13 protein-coding genes and 1 other RNA gene are annotated in these 16,750 nt (G+C 38.1%); 13 read left to right on the top strand and 1 reads right to left on the bottom strand.

Annotated elements, in window-relative coordinates:
• The first annotated feature begins 832 nt into the window (after positions 1-832).
• The 11 genes from MKY27_RS14375 to MKY27_RS14325 all read left to right on the top strand — a co-directional run bounded on the left by MKY27_RS14375 (position 833) and on the right by MKY27_RS14325 (position 11,806).
• The gene (locus MKY27_RS14375; RefSeq protein ID WP_339195979.1) at positions 833-1,435 is read left to right on the top strand and encodes a TasA family protein; all 603 of its coding nucleotides are present in this window, start codon (positions 833-835) and stop codon (positions 1,433-1,435) included.
• Between the two features lie 268 nt (positions 1,436-1,703).
• Positions 1,704-2,456, top strand: a complete 753-nt coding sequence (locus MKY27_RS14370; protein WP_339195977.1) for a hypothetical protein — start codon at positions 1,704-1,706, stop codon at positions 2,454-2,456.
• Between the two features lie 97 nt (positions 2,457-2,553).
• Positions 2,554-3,129, top strand: a complete 576-nt coding sequence (locus MKY27_RS14365; RefSeq protein WP_339195975.1) for a signal peptidase I — start codon at positions 2,554-2,556, stop codon at positions 3,127-3,129.
• Positions 3,130-3,157: 28 nt separating this feature from the next.
• Complete coding sequence (locus tag MKY27_RS14360; protein ID WP_339195973.1) at positions 3,158-3,820, top strand: hypothetical protein; 663 nt, start codon at positions 3,158-3,160, stop codon at positions 3,818-3,820.
• A gap of 323 nt (positions 3,821-4,143) precedes the next feature.
• Entirely contained in the window at positions 4,144-4,890 is a 747-nt protein-coding gene (locus MKY27_RS14355) for a carboxylesterase (RefSeq protein ID WP_339195971.1), read from the top strand.
• A gap of 224 nt (positions 4,891-5,114) precedes the next feature.
• Complete coding sequence (gene rnr / locus MKY27_RS14350) at positions 5,115-7,523, top strand: ribonuclease R (protein WP_339195969.1); 2,409 nt, start codon at positions 5,115-5,117, stop codon at positions 7,521-7,523.
• Positions 7,524-7,592: 69 nt separating this feature from the next.
• Complete coding sequence (smpB, locus tag MKY27_RS14345) at positions 7,593-8,057, top strand: SsrA-binding protein SmpB (RefSeq protein ID WP_339195968.1); 465 nt, start codon at positions 7,593-7,595, stop codon at positions 8,055-8,057.
• Positions 8,058-8,247: 190 nt separating this feature from the next.
• A complete protein-coding gene (locus tag MKY27_RS14340) occupies positions 8,248-8,625 on the top strand; it encodes an AraC family transcriptional regulator (protein WP_339195966.1) in 378 nt (125 codons plus the stop codon).
• Positions 8,626-8,786: 161 nt separating this feature from the next.
• Positions 8,787-9,143, top strand: a transfer-messenger RNA (tmRNA) gene (ssrA, locus tag MKY27_RS14335).
• A 250-nt stretch (positions 9,144-9,393) separates the two neighbouring features.
• On the top strand, positions 9,394-10,320 hold the full coding sequence (locus tag MKY27_RS14330) for a hypothetical protein (protein ID WP_339195965.1): 927 nt from the start codon (positions 9,394-9,396) through the stop codon (positions 10,318-10,320).
• Positions 10,310-11,806 (top strand): hypothetical protein, encoded by a 1,497-nt coding sequence (locus tag MKY27_RS14325; RefSeq protein WP_339195963.1) that lies wholly within the window; start codon positions 10,310-10,312, stop codon positions 11,804-11,806. Before MKY27_RS14330 ends, MKY27_RS14325 begins: the two co-directional genes overlap by 11 nt.
• 178 nt (positions 11,807-11,984) lie before the next feature.
• Here the strand turns inward: MKY27_RS14325 and MKY27_RS14320 are convergent, their stop codons facing one another.
• Positions 11,985-13,802 carry a DNA/RNA helicase domain-containing protein gene (locus MKY27_RS14320; protein WP_339195962.1) on the bottom strand — a complete coding sequence of 606 codons (1,818 nt, stop codon included), beginning with the start codon at positions 13,800-13,802 and terminating at the stop codon, positions 11,985-11,987.
• Between the two features lie 300 nt (positions 13,803-14,102).
• Between MKY27_RS14320 and MKY27_RS14315 the strand changes: the two genes are divergently transcribed.
• On the top strand, positions 14,103-14,987 hold the full coding sequence (locus MKY27_RS14315; RefSeq protein WP_339195960.1) for an HNH endonuclease: 885 nt from the start codon (positions 14,103-14,105) through the stop codon (positions 14,985-14,987).
• A gap of 373 nt (positions 14,988-15,360) precedes the next feature.
• Positions 15,361-16,749, top strand: a complete 1,389-nt coding sequence (locus tag MKY27_RS14310) for a reverse transcriptase domain-containing protein (protein WP_339195959.1) — start codon at positions 15,361-15,363, stop codon at positions 16,747-16,749.
• Position 16,750: the final 1 nt, after the last annotated feature.

Raw genomic sequence — 16,750 nt, 5'->3', positions numbered from 1 at the left:
ATTAATTTGTTCAAAGTTACTCTGAATTCAAAATAAAAAATGTAAAAAACTATTTCTTATTATACGCAGATATATTGGCATTTTTTGTCATTCTATATTAAAGCTAAACAACTTTTTTTGGAATCATACGGTTTATTTCGTCGTTTACTATCTATTCGTGTAGGAATTGACCAGCAAAAGTTGCAGGGGCGAGCAAGTCATATGAACTATGAGGAAATCCAATAAAAAAATAAAAGAACAATTCGTTAAATTAGCAGTGGATGGAAGAGGTTGAAAGCAATGATTTCTACATAGGGCCATAAAGAAACTTTGGTATATCAAAGTTTGTAAGCGATACATAACCACTTGGTAGTAGATGGACTAACACCAAAGTATACCTTTGGGTAAGTTCGAAAGTAGAATTTGCATTTGCCAAAAATCACCCGATGGAGGGGAGAGGAAATTTTTGGAACGGTCTATACTGAGTTTAGTTCCACTTTCATAGTCGAAAAAGTGAAATACAAAGGAGGATAACATTAGCATTTAATGCACTTTAATCTGAGAAGTGAAATCTCTAATAATGATGGTTACATTCTACTTCTTATATCGCTCACCAGCAGGTTGAACAGGAAATTTGCTAAGAGCGATGGGTCAAAGCTTCTATGTATGGAATGAATGCTTTTTCAGACAAAGGTTGAAAAATGGGGGAGCCTTAAAAAGCTGCAACACTATGAAATTGGCACAAATGTATCAAGTGTAAGAAAACTCACACCCGCGTCGCGGAAGAAAAATAATTTCTTAAAAGAGACAGGGAAGAGCAAAAAAAAACTAAAACTAATTGGAGGAATTTAAAATGAGTATTAAAGCAAAATTAGCAATGGGTATCGCAACTGGAGCACTAGCTGTAAGCATGATTGGTGGAGGAACTTATGCGTATTTCAATGATGTAGAAACAAATGTTAGTAATTTTGCTGCAGGTACGTTAGATATTAATGTGGCAGGTAATGATGCAGCAAACGCTATCATCGATGTAACTAATATTAAACCTGGTGATACAATGCTACGTACATTTAAACTTAATAACACTGGTAGCTTAGATGTTTCGAAAGTGTTATTAACATCAAGTTATACGGTTAATGATACAAATCTAAATAATGCAGGAGCAGACCTAGGCGAGTTTATTAAAGTAAAGTTCTTAATCAATAATGATAAAAGAACAGAAGTAATTCATGAAACGACTTTAAAAGCATTATCTTCAACAGACGTTGTTGATAGAGATATTTTAGGTTGGGTTCTTGGTGGAGAAAATGACGGCCTAAAAGCACGTACAAGTGATACGCTTACTGTCCAATTTGAATTTGTCGACAATGGCGCAGATCAAAATGTCTTCCAGGGCGATTCTTTACAGCTTAACTGGAAATTTGATGCAAAACAAACAGCTGGAACAGCAAAATAATATTATTAGTATGCAGGGAGGAGACCCTTCTCCTCCCTTATTTTATGTAACATCCGTCGGAGCTTTTCCTTATATATATTTCTCAACGTATAAAAAGTTTTTGTGTTTTGAGGAATATATTTAAGGAAATTCCAATCTTAGAAATCAGAAAGGCGGTATCGGTTTGAATCCTAGACCTAGAGGCAGATACAAGAGAAAAAAGCGTGATCTTATCCTCTATTTAAAAATTACACTCATTTGTTATTTAGCTATTTTTGGTGTCGCTTATATGTCGTCCGACACCTCCGCGAATTTCAGTAGCCAGTCTGTACTTACAGGAGCCATTACCGCCGGGATATGGGAAATTCCCGAAGTTCCGGCGATTGCATGTGGTATGGAAGATTCGACTGATAAAGCACCGGGCAATGGATCATTACCAACTCCTGAAGTTAAAGCTACCGAAGTTACAGTAGTTACTGTGATAGATCCGGTAACCGGTGAAGAAGTAGTGATTGATTGCGGAGATTTAAGTGATGCAACTGATGGCGAAGTTGAAACAGGTAAATCTAAAGAAGTGGATTGTAAGAAACCTGAGGCAACTGAATCAACTGAGAAGGTGACAATCGATTGTAAAGAGGAAGAGCAAGAAGAAGCTACAGAAGATGCGGAAGTACCAGCAATTGAAAAAGAGAAAGAAGAAGAAAAGGCAGCAGAGGATATGGAAGTACCAGCTGTTGATGAAGAAAAGGCAGAAAAAGAAGAAGCTGCAGAAGAAGTAAAAGCACCGGTCGCTGAAAAAGAAGAAAAAGCAACTACACCGGAAAATACAGAAACACCGGCTACTGAAAAAGAAAAGGAAGCCAAACCGCAAACCGAATCAATCGCTGAAGAAAAAGAAACGATTAAAGAAGACGAGGTTAAGACAGGTGCGGATGAGAGCAAAGAGAGTGAAGTATCGAAATCGAATACTGAAAGTCCAACTCCACCGAAAAGTAACGATGAGAGCAAATCCGAGGAGAGTTCCCAAATACAGAAATTGTAGAAATTTAAAATAGCGATAGCAAAACTTAAATAAAAAAATCATGAAAAGGGTGGTAGAAGTGAGAAGTAAAAAGAAAAAATCAGGAAATAGCAAAATCATGAAATGGGTAAATAATATTATTACTGCTATTTTAATGACGTTACTAGTTTGCTTGGCTTTCATCGTCGTTGTTTCAAAAGCATCTGGCGGAGAACCTCAATTTTTCGGGTACCAATTAAAAACAGTACTTTCGGGATCCATGGAACCAGGAATTCAAACAGGTTCTATTATCGCGGTTAAAATTGCGGAAGATAAAACGAACTATAAAGAAGGCGATGTCATCACTTTCCAGGAAGCAGAAGATATGTTAATTACTCACCGTATTACGGAAGTAGTTAAAAGTGGCGATTCTGTCCTTTACCGTACAAAAGGTGATAACAACAATGCGGAAGATATGAATCCCGTTATGGCTGAAAATGTGGTCGCACAGTACACTGGCTTTACATTGCCGTACGTAGGGTACTTCAATAACTTTGCTTCTTCGAAAAACGGTGCATTTTTATTGATCATTCCGGGCTTACTTTTACTTTTATACTCAGCATTTACACTTTGGAAAGCTATCTCTTTAATTGAAATCCCTCAAAGAAAACAAGCTGAAGTAATTGCAGAAGATACTGGAAAAAGTACATCTTGAATCGATTGCAAGGATATGGAGGCATTATATGAAAAAACTGTTTCAAATTTTACCACTACTTTTACTGTTTAGTTGGGTATCGTTGTCTCCCGTAACTTCTGTGTCTGCGGAGGGTGAGGGGGATACGGAAGAAAAGGAAATAGACATCAGTCTCACACCGACAGATACATTATTTGAAGTTAGTAATATGAAGCCGGGTGACTGGGCGCCAAGAACCATTACAGTAAAGAATGTCGGGACTAAAGATTTCGACTATCTAATGCAGTTAGAAAATAGTGGGGATGAAAAGCTGTTTAACGAGCTGCTGTTGGAGATCAAAGCTGGTGACGAAGAACTGTTTCAAGACAAATTAGCTAACTTTAAATCATTGCCAATAAGAAAACTGTCAACTGGCAACGAGGAAAATCTGGATCTGACAATTCGTTTTCCGGAACATCTCGGAAATGAATTTCAAGCACTTCAATCTTCATTTGCCATCACTTTTACAGCAGAAGGGGATGAAAGTGAGCCGGTTCAGGAAGAAATTATAGGGCAGATATCCAGCTTAGGAAGCCCAATGTCGGGAGGTCCTGGTTTGCCTGACGGTGCGACAAACCTAATGTATTATATTTTACTCTGTGGGGCTCTTGTAGTAGGCGGAATCTTCACGGTCATCATCATTTATTATAGAAAGATGAGACTTGTCCAATAACTTATATAATTAAATTTTGAAAAGCTGCTAAGGGGTGATATGATTTACCTTAGTGGCTTTTCCGCTTTTTAAAGACGGTAACCTTAAATGTGAAAAGAATAGCTCTTTTTTGTTGTTTTCTGCATGGTACCGCTCGCTATAACGAAATTCCATTCGATTGAAATTAAACGCCTAACCAAGCATTTAATGCTAGGTTGGGCTTTTTCTTTTAGTGTGGGCTTAAACACAGTATAATAGAAGAAAGAAATGGAAAGTTTTCCACGGTTCGAAGGTGTGTTCGAATCGTATTCTTCATATTATTCAACAAGACGGGAGCCACGTGTATGAAATCAGCTTTGTCTTCACCGTTCTTCTTTCAGGCAGGACCGAGAGCGGTTTTATTATTACATGGATTTACTGGTAGTTCGGCCGATGTGCGGATGCTTGGACGCTTTTTGGAAAAGCATGGCTACACATCGCTTGCCCCACATTATAAAGGACATGGTGTTCCGCCAGAAGAACTGATTGTCTCAAATCCCGAAGAATGGTGGCAAGATGTTAAAAACGGGTATACACAATTAAAAGAGGCAGGCTATGAAGAAATCGCCGTTGCGGGGTTATCGCTCGGTGGCGTATTTTCACTCAAGCTTGCGACTAGTCATCCGGTGAAAGGCGTTGTGACGATGTGCTCGCCGATGACGATGCGTACGACAGACATTATGTTTGAAGGCGTACTTGAATATGCAAAACAATATAAAAAACAACAAGGTAAAAGTGAACAGGAAATTGAATTAGAGATTGAAGCGATTAAGCAGCAAGGAATGGCATCACTGCCTGAACTGCAGCAATTGATTTACGATGTACGAGAGACAATCGACTTATTGTATGCGCCGATTTTGGTGATCCAGTCGCGCAACGACAAAGTTATCAACCCCGATTCAGCCAACATTATTTATGACACCGTCGAATCGATCGACAAAAAAATCAGCTGGTATGAGCATTCGGGCCATGTCATCACACTCGACAAAGAAAAAGACCAGCTTCATGAAGAAGTTCTCACGTTTTTAAATTCGTTAGATTGGATAGTCTAATGGTGTGAATAAATTTTTGTTTTTTACGAATGTTTGTGGTTTGGAATTTTTCTAGTGGATTGGAGTGTAGGCGTCGACTTTCTACTGATTGGAAGGCTGCTTCTGCGGTGACCGCAATAAATTGCCGCCGAAACGGAAATCCACGGGTGCTAAACGCAAAGTTCATTCCAAAAGCACAACATCGTAAGAAACTTTATTTTCTGTTCAAAGGAGGGAAATAATACATGACACAACAAAATGAATTACAACAGCGCGTTCTTGATATGATGAAGGACGATGGCTATAAACCGATGACTGTATCGGAAATTGAAGATGTACTTGAATTAGAAGAAGCGGATGAGTTCCGTGAGTTAGTGAAAACACTCGTGAAAATGGAAGCGCAAGGACAAATCGTTCGCTCCCGTTCAAATCGCTACGGTTTACCGGAACGCATGAATTTACTGCGCGGCCGTTTTATCGGGAACGCGAAAGGATTCGGTTTCGTCGCACCGGAAGAACAAGGCATGGACGATATTTTCATCCCCGCACATGAAGTGAATGGTGCACTGAATGAAGATACCGTGCTCGTACGTGTATTAAAGGAACAATCAGGTGACCGCCGTGAAGGAACGATCGTCAAAATCGTTGAACGCAGCAAAACATCATTTGTAGGTACATACCAGGCAAATCGCGGTTTTGGTTTTGTTGTTACAGATGATAAGAAGTTAAATATGGATATCTTTATCGCAAAAGAGGACGCAATGGGTGCGGTCGACGGACATAAAGTCGTTGTAGAAGTAACGCACTGGCCAGATGCGACGAAATCTGCGACAGGGATGATCACAAAAATTTTAGGTCATAAAAATGATCCGGGTGTGGACATTTTATCGATTCTTTATAAATATGATATTCCGCCAGAGTTCCCACAAGAAGTTGTGCAAGCAGCAGTCGATGTACCGGATGAGATTAACGAACAGGATTTAGTCGGACGCCGTGACCTACGTAATGAAGTGATCGTCACAATCGATGGTGCGGACGCGAAAGACTTGGATGATGCCGTAACGGTTGTGAAAAATGACAATGGCACATACAAGCTTGGTGTACACATTGCCGATGTTAGTTATTATGTGACACAAGGCTCTGTACTCGATCAGGAAGCATATGAACGCGCGACATCTGTTTACTTAACAGACCGTGTAATTCCGATGATTCCGCACCGTTTATCGAACGGTATCTGTTCATTGAACCCACAAGTTGACCGTTTAACATTGTCATGCGAAATGACAATCGACCAAGCCGGCCAAGTGGTGAAGCATGAAATTTTCCAAAGTGTCATTAAAACGACGGAGCGTATGACGTATTCGGACGTTTATAACATTTTAGAAAATCCGGATGAAAACCCGGAATTAATGGAGCGCTATGAAAGTTTAGTGCCGATGTTCAGAGACATGGCCGATTTAGCGCAAATTCTGCGCAATAAACGTATGTCGCGCGGTGCGATTGACTTTGATTTCAAAGAATCAAAAGTACTTGTGAATGAAGACGGCTGGCCGACTGATATCGTGTTACGCGAACGTACTGTTGCAGAGCGTCTGATCGAGGAGTTCATGCTTGCAGCGAACGAAACGATTGCCGAGCATTTCCACTGGATGGAGCTTCCGTTCTTATACCGTATTCACGAAGATCCGAAGCCGGAAAAACTGCAACGTTTCTTTGAGTTTGTGACAAATTTTGGTATTATGATAAAAGGTACGGGGAACTCGGTACACCCGAAAGCATTACAGGAAGTCATTCGTTCAATTGAAGGCTTGCCGGAAGAGCCGGTAATTTCAACGATGCTGCTGCGTTCGATGCAGCAGGCAAAATATTATGCCGAGTCATTAGGCCACTTCGGTTTATCGACAGAGTTCTATACGCATTTCACATCACCGATTCGTCGTTACCCGGATTTAATCGTCCATCGTTTAATCCGTACGTATTTGATTAATGGCGATACATCGAAGGAAACGGTTGTGCAATGGAGCGCGGTAATGGATGAAATTGCGGACCATACATCTGGTCGTGAGCGTCGTGCCGTTGAAGCAGAACGTGATACGGATGCACTGAAAAAAGCGCAGTTTATGTCCGATAAAATTGGGGAAGAGTTCGAAGGGATTGTTTCTTCGATTACGAACTTCGGTATTTTCGTAGAGCTTGAAAATACGGTGGAAGGTCTTGTGCATATTTCGAATATGACGGACGATTACTACCGTTTTGAAGACCGTCATATGATGATGATCGGTGAGCGTACAGGCCGCCAGTTCCGTATCGGGGATGAAGTGAAGATCCGTGTGGCGAATGTCGTAATCGAGGAATCTTCTGTCGACTTTGAAATCGTCGATATGGTGAGCAGCCCACGTCCGTCTCGTCGCCAAACATCGAAAGTCATCCATGCAGGTCGCAGAGAAGGCCGCAAAAAAGGTGATGAGCGTACAGGCGAAAAACGTGACCGCAAATCGCGCGGTGGCAGTAAGGCACGTCCTGAAAAAGCAAAACGTTCAGGCTCATCTGACCGTGATCCACGCGGTCGCCGTAAAGAAGGTAAATCAGGCGATAAGCCGAAGTTTTACGAAGGCATCGCAAAAGGGAAAAAGAAAAAAAGTAAAAAGAAATAGTAAGGTGTGAAGCTATGGTGCATTTTCGGCACCATAGCTATCTACCTTTAAAATAGAGGTGTAAAACGAATGGCAAAAGGCGCAGGTAAAGTTTTAGCTCAAAACAAAAAAGCGAGCCATGATTACTTCATAGAAGAAACAATTGAAGCAGGGATGGTACTGACAGGAACGGAGATCAAATCCGTACGTGGTGCCCGTGTCCAGCTGAAGGAAGCGTATATTAGTGTGACGGGTGGGGAAGCATGGGTAAAAAATATGCATATTTCGCCATTCGACCAAGGGAACCGCTACAACCATGACCCATTACGCGAACGCAAGCTGCTCTTACATAAAAAACAAATCAGTGAATTAGTCGGTGCCGTGAAGCGTGACGGCTACACAATTGTTCCGCTGAAAATGTATATTAAAGACGGCTATGCGAAGTTACTAATCGGTCTTGCAAAAGGTAAGAAAGATTACGATAAACGTCATGATATGAAGAAAAAAGAAGCGAAGCGTGATATGGAACGTGCTTTCAAGGAACGCCAGCAGTAAGCGGAAACCCACGTATTTAAACAGCATTTATAGATTGACCAAAAAGAGATGTGTGAAACAAATTGAGTTATTTTTTACACATCTCTTTTTTTCGGCCAAAAAGTTGGTTTTCAATCTGAAAAATGTGGGTACAAATCTAAGGTGGCGTAAAAGTAAGGTTGAAACTATAAAATTTGAGGTGTTTTGGTCAATGGCATTAGCATACGTAGGGGGACTTCCAGAGGTGAATGGATTACGCAACGCAGAATTGGTCGATAAGATTGTCATTTTAGTTGAAAAGTATAGTGTACATGCCGATTGTTTGGCATTGGTTGAGGATATAATTGCTGATGAGTATCCGGACTATAATAATATTTTCGAGCAACAAGTCGGGATGCCGGTCAATGAATATATTACGAAAGTTCGCTTACACAAAGCAGAAGGATTACTGGAAGATACGCAAATGGACTTCAAGGAAATATCAAAAATGATCGGGTTGAACGGTTACTTTGAATTTACGCAGCTGTTCAAGCGATTTCACGGTGTCACACCTGTAGACTACCGCAACCAATTATATAAACAAGGCTAAGAAAATATTGGCAGTGTACGAGAGAAGCAGAATTACTTGCAAGCTTAGCCGTTTTGTCATATAATTTACTGTACTAGCCAGTGTGTATCTACTCATACGGTACACGTTTTAAAGAGTTAATAAAGCTCTTTTCCGAACTTAACTCGGGTTTACTACTACTCGGGGACGTTACGGATTCGACAGGGGTGGTTCAAGCTCTGGTCGCGCGTCGGAGGTCTCGTCTTCGTCAACAACGGAAGTTATATAATAACTGGCAAACAACAAAACTTCGCTTTCGCAGCTTAATAGCGCGTAGCACTCAGCCTGTCTATCGCCCATGTAGACTACGCTGGGTTCAACTTAAGTGGGATACGATCGTTGGCACCACCTGAGTCAACGGTAAGAGATTTCCAGGTTAGCGATTCGGACGCCTGTTTGTCGGCATAAGAACTCGCGAATTGCAAGTAGACAAACTACACGCGTAGAAGCCGGCGTATTGGAGCTTCTGGACGTGGGTTCGACTCCCACCGTCTCCATACTTACGATTTCAACAGAAATCTATGAAAGTCAAAATCCTTGATACAAAAGGGTTTTGGCTTTTTTATTATGTCATTGAAATTCATCTAATAGGATTCAGACGTAGTTAAAGACGTAGGTAAAATTATTCGATATAATAAAAAAATTTATGTGTCAGTGACGATAGAGTGAATGTGGAAGTATTTTTTGTTGACTATCACCGGATTGAAGATAGTTTAAGTTATTTAATTCGAAAATAATGAAGTGGTACATTTGTCTTGTTTATTTTATTATATTTTACCTATAAAGATGGTAAAATGTAGTTTAAATATAAATCGAGGTGATTGGATGTTAAACAGTTCATTAAAAAAAGATGCTATTGAAAAATTAAAAAAAGAAGTAGCAAATTATGAGAAAGCGCAAAAAAACATACAACAATCTGCCTTGAATTTACACAATTCACGTACTTCAGCATTAGGCGTAGTTGATAATGTTGAGAAGTATATTAATTCAATTGCTAATACACCAAAAGAATTTGCAAAGGAATTTGAAACGATTCGATATAACACAGCCAGTTTTAAAGCATTAAGTGAAATTACCTATGATGAGAAATTAATGATTAAAATTGCAGGTGGAGGAACAGCGGCAGGTGTAGCGGCTGGAGTGGCTACAGCTGCATTTGCACCAACAGCAGCTATAGCAATTGCAACAACTTTTGGAACAGCTTCTACGGGAGCAGCAATTTCAGGCTTATCGGGTGTAGCAGCAACAAACGCAGCATTAGCTTGGCTTGGTGGGGGAGCATTAGCAGCAGGTGGCGGTGGAATGGCAGCAGGTAATGCACTTTTAGCATTAGCTGGGCCGATAGGATGGGGCATTGGTGCAGCTAGTTTAGTTGCAGGTGGCGTATTTGCAAGTAAAAAAAATAAAGATGCCGCAATTAAGGCAGATAAAGAGCGTCTAGACATTTTAAAAGAGCGTAAAAAAATTGATGCAGTTCAATACGAAATTGTTGAATTAACTTCTACAACAAAAAAATTAACGAACGGATTATTTACTGCGATTAATGAATTTATTTATTCTGCTCGAGGTATTACGACATTCAGCCAATATACGCCTGATCAACGCCATGAATTAATAGCAATTATTAATAATACCTCTGCATTATCCCAATTATTTATGAAGGAAATTGGAAAATAATATGACAGTTTGGAAAGATCAATTCATTGCAGCTGGTGTTGACGGATTTAATGTATGGAAACATCAATCGATAGCTAAACGATTAGATTCGATAGTTAGTGACACTTTAAACGATAAAAATATCCAAAACCAAAATTTCGAAAAGGCATTACAGCACATGGCAAAAATGCGTGAATTTTTAAATTCACCAGAAAATATTTTAGGTTCTCAAAAAACAAAGCATGGTGAGATAGCAGAAAACTTTGAAGTGCATATTCGGAATGCGAAAGCGGCTTTAAGTGGTCAAGTCGATGTTGCAACATTTGATGGTGTAGGAAGAACAGCGCCAGAAGATTTTATATTAAACGGCATGAAAGCTCAGTCGAAATTTATAAATGGAACTAACAACTCATTATCAAGTGTATTAGACCACTTTAATAAGTATCATGATGTCACAATGGATTACGTAATACCTAAAGACCAATTCGATATTATACAAGCTTTACGTAATGGTCAGAATCCAACAGGTTTAAGTGAAAAATCGATTAGATCAATTTTAGAAAAGGTAGATGAAATTGAACGACAAACAGGACGTACTTTTAATAGCGTAGTAAAGCAATCTATTTCAAATTATGATGAAGTACAAATAGGGAAAGCTCATGAAACAATTCAGAATAATCAAGAACAGATAGTGGATGAAAACCAGAGGAAAATGGACGAAATCGATAATGAATCAGATCGAAAAAAAGAAGCTGTCCAAGCGAATGCGGGTCCGTCATTAAAAGAGGGTGTTAAAGTTGCAGGAACAGCTGCGGCTATTGCTACAACAGTTAGTGCATGTACTTCCATTTATTCAAAGATAAAATCAGGTACAAAACTTGCTGATTTTACAGCCAGTGATTGGAAAGACATAGGACTTGAATCAGGTAAATCTGGAGCAAAGGCGGGTATTACAGCAGGCTCTATTTATGCTTTGACTAATTTAACGTCATTATCAGCACCATTAGCAGGAGCTGTAACTAGCGCTGCGATGGGTGTGACCTCACTTTTAGTAGATCACCAAAAAGGACAAATCGATTTAGATGAAGTAGTAACACAAGGACAAATACTTTGTTTGGAAGCTGGTATAGCTGCTGTTGGCGGTGCTATTGGACAAACTCTTATCCCTGTACCAGTACTCGGTGCAATTATAGGTACAGTCACTACAAATTTTGTGTGGGGTATTGCAAAAGGAAAATTAGGCCAAAAAGAAGCAGAATTAAAAAAATATATGGATAAGTATATGTCAGAACTATTAGATAAAGTTGAAGGTGCATATCATGAAATTATTAGTAAAATTGATATGACTTATGCTGGGTTCAACACACTAATAGATGCTGCTTTTGATGTAAATGCTAATAAAGCTACTTTGGCTGCGGCTTCAATAAAATTAGCAAGAGAAGTAGGAGTCGATGGAAGTAAGATTTTGGAAAATGAATCTGATTTGGAAGCATTTTTCTTAAATTAGTTAAAAAATTCTAATTCAAAAAAGTTAAAGTTAACTGCTTAGTCGTTATTTCTAACAAGGCTAAGCAGTTTACGTTTTAGCTATTGTTGGTGTAATTCATATTTTATTCCACAGCCTTACTGAAGCTAGTATCCCTTTGTAATTGTTTCAAGAGAATAAACCGTGCACGATCCTCCAATTATAGAATCGGAAATTGTAATGTTTCGGTTAGCAATGTCCAAGTTTTAGCTAATTTTTGCTTTGGAGGGACATAAATAATCGTTGCATCCCGGCCGCGCGTTAATAAAACACGGTATGCATTCAATTTCATTTGTTCTGGATTTTTTGCATCTTTTTTTGTGTAGAAGCAATCCCAGTTTGAACCATTCCAGCAAAGGTCTTCATCCCAATGTACGATAGCACAATCTAGCTCTAACCCCTGTGTTTGGAACTCAGTAGCTGCGTAACGTAAGTTTTTGCAGTAGTACGGACTCGTTGAATAGTTAAAATAAGCTGTTGCTGGTTTAGGTAAAATATTTCGTTCACCAAAAGGAACAACCGGTATAGCTTTCAATTTATCAGCACCGGATGAACAAATGACCCCGAAAGTTTTCTGATCACCATTATAAAGACCTTGTATATTAGTTTTCGCTTTTTCTAAATTATCCGTAATTAAAACAGGATAACGCTGCTGTACCAAAGGTTGTTTATAGTTAATGGCAGACTGAATATCGCCATCAAGCATAGTGTTTACGAATGAATAATATTGGAGCGCGGCATGTGAACGTAATGAACAGTTTAAATGAAGATGTTCATGTTGTTCATAACGTTCAGCATTACTGAATAAACGGTTTTCATGTTTAGCATGAACGGTAATTCCTTGATTTTGAATCGCCGTATTCCACAAACTTAATCCACTTTCTTCTCCTAAATGGATTTCTTGACCATCACCAATTAACCCAATCACAACACTCCAAGGTTTGTTCGCTTTCGCAATTTGAATAATGACATCTGGCTCGCTTAAATGGCTATTCATTTTTTGTGCATCCCAGGCACGTTGAGCTTCATCGAAAATAATAATTTGTTCTTGAGGTGTTTTACCATGCTGTAAATAATCACGCTTATACCCGTATAGCGATTGAACAAACGTTTTATTGTTGAGGGTGTCTTGTAAGACCTCGACTAATGGGCCATTTCCTGATAAATAAACTGAATTTTGAGTAGCGTGTGCGATTTTTAGTCCTAAAAAGGTTTTACCTGCGCCAGGCTCACCTGAAACTAATATGAGATGGTGTGAATTTGTTTGCCGCGCTTCTTCAATAACAGATTGAATGGTGTTATAGACATCATCAAAATTACTGCTATCAACAGCTTTGATGCGCGGCAAATCTTCATTGTTTAAAATAGCACGCGCAGCTTCTAACATAGACGGAGACGGTTCGTACGTTCCAGCTAAAAATTCTTCAGCTGTTATGGTATTTCCATTGCCGTGCTTTAGTAGTCCATTAATGAGTTTCGGGAAGCTATGTATGGAAGCTTCATAGATTTGATATTCTTGTCGGGCGAAAAGTGCCGGATTATCTCCATTTGTTAGCCATAAAACGCCGGTCACTTTCAATGCATGTTGTAAAACAGTTGAATGATAGTGCTCGATATCACGTACATAAAGAGAAGTTTGTAAAAATTCCGCAGCATTAACTGTGTTATAGCTTTTACACTCAATAACAAGAACGTGGCCAGGAAGTAATAAAAGTACATCTGGACGACGACCGCTACCACGCAATATTGAGTACTCAAAAATAAACCAGCCATCAAGATCGTTGTAGTTTTTGAAAATTCCTTGCAGCTTTTCGAAGCAGTCTTTCCATGCTCTTTGCTGTGATTGAATTTTTTCTTGTTCATCGTGCCATTGTTGTGAAGTGAGCGAACTATATACATAAGACGTTAATGTTTGAATGAAGTCGTTCAATGGAAGTTGTAGAAAATCTCGGATTGATCCTTTCCAGCCATAGTTCAATGTAATCACCATCCTTTTAATAGAATAATTATTATAGAAATTAATGAAATTTTGATAACAATAAATGATTTACTTACACACATAATGAACGTAAGTTAATGGAATTTAATTTCCTGTTTGACTAATTATACTTGAAATAGACTTGTTTTTTAATATAGGGTGCAATCAAAGTTTCATGTGCGAGATTATTAACTACACAATTAGCAAGCCCCTTCATCTAAAATGGAAAGTCAATGTTTGCCATCATATAGTACAATGAATTTAATAATAAGGATGAATAATATTTAGGGAGGTAATTCTATGACAATGACACGTCAGTTAGTAATCAATGAAGTTGTAAATAATCAGCAACTTTGTGAAGTGTTTTTATGTGCGCCACAGGGGGGAATGCGTAAATCAAATCGTACGAATACGTTAACGCTTATTTCGGATAAGACAAAGCTTTATGATGATAAGGTTGTGGGGGATATTTATCACTACACGGGTATGGGGCAGACTGGTGATCAGAAAATGAGCGGGCAAAATTTAACATTAGCTGAGTCAGACATTAATGGGGTGGAAGTTCATTTTTTTGAGGTGATGAAGCCAAGAGAATATACATATCGAGGACAGGTAGAGCTAGCGGGCGAGCCTTATCAGGGGCAGCAAAAGGATCAAGATGGAAGGAAGCGTCTTGTATGGATTTTCCCACTGCGCTTAAAGGATAGTAAAGCAAAGTTTACAAAATTACCATCTGCAAGGAATGATAAGCAAGAACTAGAAGAAGAATTTAATGAAATTCAGCAATTTGAAAATCTACCAATCCTGCAAACTGAAAAAGAACGCCTAATTAAAGGCCGTATTGGTCAAGGGAAATTTAAAAAATTACTTATAGATCGTGAATGTAAATGTGCACTGTGTGGTGTAACCGATCCACGAGTTTTGATAGGTAGCCATATTAAACCATGGAGCACTTCTACAAATGAGGAACGTCTTGATGTGAATAATGGATTATTACTTTGTCCAAACCATGATGCATTGTTTGATAAACATTTAATTTCATTTGATTTACAAGGAAAGATTGTGATATCTAAAACATTAGATGAAACAGCTCGGATGTTTTTGAATATTCATGATGGGTTGCGAGTAAAGCTAAATGAAAATCAATTAGGTTATATGAAGGAGCATTACCAAAAATTAAAATAATAGTTTTTCCATTTAAGCTATAGCTTTAATCTGAAGTGAATGTAATAATATACCCATTTAAATTCCTTATATTTGCATTTACCTGAGGTTTTAATTACAATTAACTTGTCTCCAAAATTGGTTGTGAGAGCAATTAGTTTCGATGTTTAGCAAGTTTCTGATCGTTCATAAACTGGCTAAACCACCAGATGTCGAGGATCAATGCTACTAATGCTTGACCTTCCACATTGAATAAACTAATCACGGTTAGAATTGCCTCCTTATGGTAATTATACCAAATGTTTAAGAAGTCCTATAAAGGGACTAGTGGTCAAAGGGCACTTTATCCATCTGGATGAACCCCGAAAAAATTATGCTAGGAGGTTGATCTGTTATGAATGGAAGTAATGGACCACGAGGATTACATGACCTCTCTAGCTCTTCTGAAATTAATTGGTCAAAATATAAGAAAAAGAAATACCTACATTTTGATAAACGTGTAGATATTACAAATAATGAGCATATGCAAGCTAAAATCCAAGATCCGACTTGGATTGCTTCATATGCTTTTTTGCCGTCTATTCATTTTCTAATCGAATTTAAAAAATACGTAACGGTTAAAACACCAGATGGGAAAAAAGTTAAAGAAAAAGCGAATAAAGTACGTGAAATTTATTATGCTGCTCACAAAGATAGTCACATTTACAAATATTACGGAGACTTATTGAACAATGCGTATAACGATTTTGCATCTGAAAATGGCATTGATGAAATAGCCGTTGCTTATCGAAATAATAAGCATGGTAAAAATAATATTGATTTCGCTTATGAGGTATTTGATTTTCTTTTGCAGCAAGAACAAGCAATAGTTATAGCTTTAGACTTTACCAGCTTTTTTGATAATATCGACCATAAATCACTCAAGCAAAAAATTAAGCGAGTATTAAATATAGAAGAATTGCCGAAAGATTGGTACAAAATTTATAAAAATATCACTCGTTATTCATATGTAGAGAAAGAGGATATTGAAGAATTTTTACTTGATAAGTACGGTAAAAAGAAATTGAAAAAAATCCAATCTCGATTACCTCAAATTATGGAACCGGCTGAATTTAGGCAATTTAAACAAGGAAAAATTAAAGTGAATGAGAAATCGTATGGTATACCTCAAGGATCTGGAATGAGTGCAGTTTGTTCAAATGTACATTTAATTGATTTTGATAAAGAGGTACTAGAATGGACAAAAAATAAACATCGAGATGCTTTATATAGAAGATATTGTGATGATCTTATTATTGTCATTCCAACAGCTAACGCTACTGTAGAGTTATTAGAGGAATTAAAGAATGAATTAATGAACCGGATTGATCGTTATAAAGCAGATGGCCTAATTATTCAGAATAAGAAGACGGAATTACGCTTGTATAAAGATCAAATAATTTTTAATGAAAACATGGAGATTAGCGCACTAGATTATTTAGGGTTTGTTGTATATAAAAATGTAATTAAATTACGAGAAAAAAGTTTATTTAAATACTATTCTCGTGCATATAAAAAGGTGAAGACAAGTAATCGAGTAGCTTATGCTACAAAACGTCCTGGACCTAAAAGAAAACTTTATGATTTATATACGCACTTAGGTCATAAATATATGGGCTATGGAAATTTTTACACATATGCAAAAAACGCACATAACATGATGGGTAAGTTGCCTTGTAAATCTAATATAAAAAAGCAGACTAAGCGGCATTGGCGGAAGATACATAAGAGACTAGATGAGTAAT

This window comes from Solibacillus sp. FSL R5-0449 (assembly GCF_037975215.1).
Classification (GTDB): Bacteria; Bacillota; Bacilli; order Bacillales_A; family Planococcaceae; genus Solibacillus.
The sequence above is the reverse complement of the archived record's forward strand: the minus strand, read 5'-3'. Positions and strand labels throughout refer to the sequence as shown.